Annotated in this window: 3 protein-coding genes and 1 pseudogene; all 4 read left to right on the top strand. The window is 61.4% G+C overall.

Annotated elements, in window-relative coordinates:
• Window positions 1-471 (top strand): annotated as a pseudogene (locus EN969_RS21650) (UDP-N-acetylenolpyruvoylglucosamine reductase); the annotation flags it as partial.
• Window positions 472-863: 392 nt separating this feature from the next.
• Window positions 864-1,790: a D-alanine--D-alanine ligase gene (locus tag EN969_RS21645; protein WP_013530960.1), complete on the top strand. Its 927-nt coding sequence runs from the start codon at window positions 864-866 to the stop codon at window positions 1,788-1,790.
• The gene (locus EN969_RS21640; RefSeq protein WP_063168308.1) at window positions 1,778-2,719 is read left to right on the top strand and encodes a cell division protein FtsQ/DivIB; all 942 of its coding nucleotides are present in this window, start codon (window positions 1,778-1,780) and stop codon (window positions 2,717-2,719) included. The genes EN969_RS21645 and EN969_RS21640 overlap by 13 nt, the downstream gene beginning before the upstream one ends.
• A partial coding sequence (ftsA, locus tag EN969_RS21635; RefSeq protein WP_127419376.1) for a cell division protein FtsA occupies window positions 2,716-3,599 on the top strand: 884 nt, incomplete at its 3' end. The genes EN969_RS21640 and ftsA, both read left to right, overlap by 4 nt.

Raw genomic sequence — 3,599 nt, 5'->3', positions numbered from 1 at the left:
GGCAATGTGCAGACGCTGAGCAATGCCGATATGGGATACGCCTATCGCCATTCGGCGGCTCCCTCCGGGCTGATCTTCACCTCCGCTGTGTTCGAAGGCTTTGCCGAGGACAGGGCGACCATCAAGGCTGCGATGGAGGCCGTGCAGAACCATCGTGAGACCGTGCAGCCGATCCGCGAAAAGACCGGCGGCTCGACCTTCAAGAATCCCGACGGCACATCGGCCTGGAAGGAGATCGACAAAGCGGGCTGCCGCGGCCTGATGATCGGCGGCGCGCAGATGTCGCCGATGCATTGCAACTTCATGATCAACACCGGAACCGCGACCGGCTACGACCTTGAATATCTCGGCGAGACGGTGCGCACGCGGGTGCTGGAGAATTCCGGTATCCGGCTGCAATGGGAAATCAAGCGCATCGGCAATTTCCGGCCAGGGCATGCCGTTCAGGAGTTTCTCGGGCAGCTCCTTTAAGGTGCGCTGATATTCAGGTGATGCTCCGCTCCGGTTCTCGAAAGCCATCGTTTTCGACTCGGCCTGACCTGAATCTCGACACACCTAGCGCCTCGTTGAAGTTCATGTGATGCATGAACTTCAACGAGGCGAAAAACGGTCCGCGACCGTTGCCGCAAAGACTCAACGACACGCTTTTCGCATCCATTTTCTTAGAAAGTGAATCTCTCGGAATCGTAAGCACTTGCCAGTGAATCAACTCTCTGATTCTCTGCTCGAAAGCGTTTCCTGATTTGAGTCGTTCGACGCGTTTTCAGCGTTTTCCGTCTGGGGGGGCAACCTGCCGGGAGACTCTGACTCAATGTTGCGGAAAATCTGGTTTTGGTCCGCCGTGAGAGAGGGGATGCCGGGGAATGAAAAACAAGCATGTGGCCGTCCTGCTGGGTGGTTTTTCGTCCGAGCGGCCCGTGTCCCTGTCCTCCGGAAAGGCTTGCGCCGATGAGCTTGAGAAGGAAGGTTACCAGGTCACCCGCGTCGATGTCGGGCGCGATGTCGGCTCCGTGCTTGCCGAGCTCAAGCCCGATGTCGCCTTCAATGCGCTGCACGGCCCTTTTGGTGAGGATGGCACCATCCAGGGCATCCTCGAATATCTCGGCATTCCCTACACCCATTCCGGCGTGCTCGCCTCGGCTCTGGCCATGAACAAGGAGCAGGCCAAACGGGTTGCCAAGTCGGTCGGCATCGTGGTCGCCGAATCGAAGGTCGCCAGCCGCTTCGCCATCCAGAACAAGCATCCGATGAAGCCGCCCTATGTGGTCAAGCCGGTCAATGAGGGTTCGAGCTTTGGTGTCGTCATCGTGCATGAAGGCCAGTCGCATCCGCCGCAGGTTCTTGGCTCGTCGGAGTGGAAATATGGCGATACCGTCATGGTCGAGCGCTACATCCACGGCAGGGAGCTGACCTGCGCGGTGATGGGCGATGTGGCGCTGGGGGTCTGCGAGATCATCCCGACCGGCCATTCCTTCTACGACTATGATTCAAAATATGTCGCCGGGGGATCAAAGCACGAATGCCCCGCAAAAGTTTCACCGAATATTTACCAAAAAATACAAACACTGGCGCTCAAGGCTCACCAAGCGATCGGCTGTCGGGGCGTTTCCCGGTCGGACTTCCGTTATGACGATCGGCATTCCGAAAACGGCGAGATTGTCTGGCTCGAGGTCAACACCCAGCCGGGTATGACGCCGACGTCCTTGGTGCCTGAAATCGCCGCCCATGCCGGGCACTCGTTTGGCGATTTGTTGAGTTGGATGGTGGAGGACGCTTCGTGTCTGCGTTGAAATGGGGACAGGGTAGGGAGAGGGGCGCGGCCGGTCCGGCGCTGTTCGGCCTGTCGTTGTCGTTGGACCATTTCGTGCTGCCGCGGATGCTGCGCCGCCCGGTGCGCATTATGGCGCGCCTCGGTGTCGGAGAATTCCAGGCGCCACGCTTTTCCGCGGCCATGATGTCGGCCGTGCTGATTTTCTCGAGCAGTGCCTATGGCGCCTATCTCGGCGGTCATGTCGACGGTATCGTGCAGAGCATCACCGCCCGTACCGGATTTGCCGTCGATCAGGTCAAGGTGGTGGGCAATCGCCAGACCTCGGAAATCGATATACTCGACAGGCTTGAACTCGACGGCTGGACGTCGCTGATCGGCTTTAATGCCGAGGCCGCGCGGGAACGAATTGCGACCTTGCCGTGGATCGAGGTCGCGGCGGTGCGCAAGGTCTATCCGCATACGCTGGAAGTGCGTGTCGAGGAGCGTGAGGCTTTCGCGCTCTGGCAGCAGGGTGACGAGCTTTCGGTCATCGAGAAGAATGGCGCCATGATCGCGCCGTTCTCGGGCGGCAAGCAGGTGCTTCTGCCTCTGCTGATCGGCACCGGCGCGCCGGCGAGCGCGCCCGATTTCCTGGCCAAGGTCGAAAAATATCCCGAGCTCGCGAACCGGATCAAAGGTTATATCCGTGTCGGCGAACGGCGCTGGGACCTGAAGCTGGACAATGGCATCACCATCAAGCTTCCCGAGGACGACGAGGATCAGGCGCTCGCCGAACTCGTGAAGATGGATCATGACAACGGTTTGCTGTCGCGCGACATCGCCGCCGTCGACATGCGCCTGACGGACCGGCTGGTCGTCCAGTTGACGGCGGAAGCGGCGACGCAGCGCGAAGCCGCCCTCAACGAGAAACCCAAGAGCCTGAAGCGCAAGCCGGAGACGAAGATATGAGCTGGCTTGGCAGTCCTGGCGATGCCGCGTCGCGCCGGTCTGGCACCCTGACGGTGCTGGATGTCGGTTCGAGCAAGGTCTGCTGCATGGTGGCCAAGCTCAAGCCGTGCGATGACGGCAAGCTGCTGCGCGGCCGTTCGCACCGGATCCAGGTGATCGGCATCGGCCATCAGAAGTCGCAAGGCGTGAAGTCGGGTGTCGTGGTCGATCTCGACAGGGCGGAGCATGCCATCCGCCTTTCCGTCGACGCAGCCGAGCGCATGGCCGGGCTGACGGTTGATTCGCTGATCGTCAACATGACGGCCGGCCGGCTGAAGAGCGAAGCCTTCTCCGCCACCATCAATCTTGGCGGCCACGAGGCCGACGAGGCCGACATCAAGCGCGTTCTCGGTGCAGGCGCCAAGCAGGCGCTGAAGGCCGAGCGCGAAGTGATCCATTCGCTTCCCGTCGGCTTCTCGCTGGATGCCGAACGCGGCGTGCGCGATCCGCGCGGCATGGTCGGCGACGCACTCGGCGTCGACATGCATGTGCTGACCGGCGACGCCGCGCCGATGCGCAATCTGGAGCTGTCCATCAACCGTTCGCATCTGTCGGTCGAGCGCATGGTGGCGACGCCCTATGCCAGCGGGCTGGCGGCGCTGGTCGACGACGAGCTGGAAATGGGTGCGGCCTGCATCGACATGGGCGGCGGCACGACGACGATCTCGGTGTTTTCGGAAGGCAAGTTCGTCCATGGCGACGCCATCGCCATCGGCGGCAACCATGTCACGCTGGACATGGCCAAGGGGCTGTCGACCTCGCTTGATGCCGCCGAACGGCTGAAGGTGATGCATGGTTCGGCGCTGCCCGGCAGCGCCGACGATCGCGACCTGGTCTCGAT

Source organism: Mesorhizobium sp. M7A.F.Ca.CA.003.01.2.1 (genome assembly GCF_003998945.1).
Lineage (GTDB): Bacteria > Pseudomonadota > Alphaproteobacteria > Rhizobiales > Rhizobiaceae > Mesorhizobium > Mesorhizobium ciceri.
Note: the sequence above shows the minus strand (reverse complement) of the source record. Positions and strands in the feature narration are given on the sequence as shown.